Source organism: Staphylococcus sp. B1(2026), assembly GCF_058895785.1.
In genome coordinates this window covers 1-536 of the sequence record NZ_JBZXTS010000119.1, presented here as the reverse complement: position 1 = coordinate 536, position 536 = coordinate 1, and the positions used below count along the sequence as shown (strand labels likewise).

The 536-nt window shown below is 26.3% G+C and carries 1 pseudogene; it reads right to left on the bottom strand.

From position 1 onward, the window contains the following. Positions 1 to 536, bottom strand: a pseudogene (locus AC5EAH_RS08215) (IS1634 family transposase); the annotation flags it as partial.

Below are 536 nucleotides of genomic sequence, written 5' to 3'. Positions count from 1 at the left end.
TATATTTAATTCTAGTATCGTATTAGCTGCTACTTCATTATTAATTGTGACATTAACTTCTTTTATTAGCCTTTTAATATCATTGGAATTACGTGTTTCTTTTAAAGTTGTAGCTCTATCTATTATTTTTAAAGCTCTGTCAATTTGTTGTTGTCTTAACTTCTCTTGATAGTGTCGATATTTTACTGAATAAGAAACAATCAAACGTTGTTCTAAACCATTTTCATTTATCCATCTTTCTTTATAAAAAATTAATTCAGGTTGATTTAGTTCATTAATTTCTGTCAAAGTATAAGTCTGAGATTGATGACTTAATGACCAACCATCTCTATCTAAAGCCCATGTTTTAAGTTGTTTTTTTAATTTTTTTAAAGATTGTGTTGTAATAAAACGTCTATTTCCACGCTGATTAAATTTTCTATTAGATAATGAAGATAAACCTGCATCTGTACATACGATAAAATCTTGTTTTTCAAAATTTTTGATGATTTTTCTTTCTAAAGGTTGTAATGTTGTTTGTTCATTCTGATTACCAG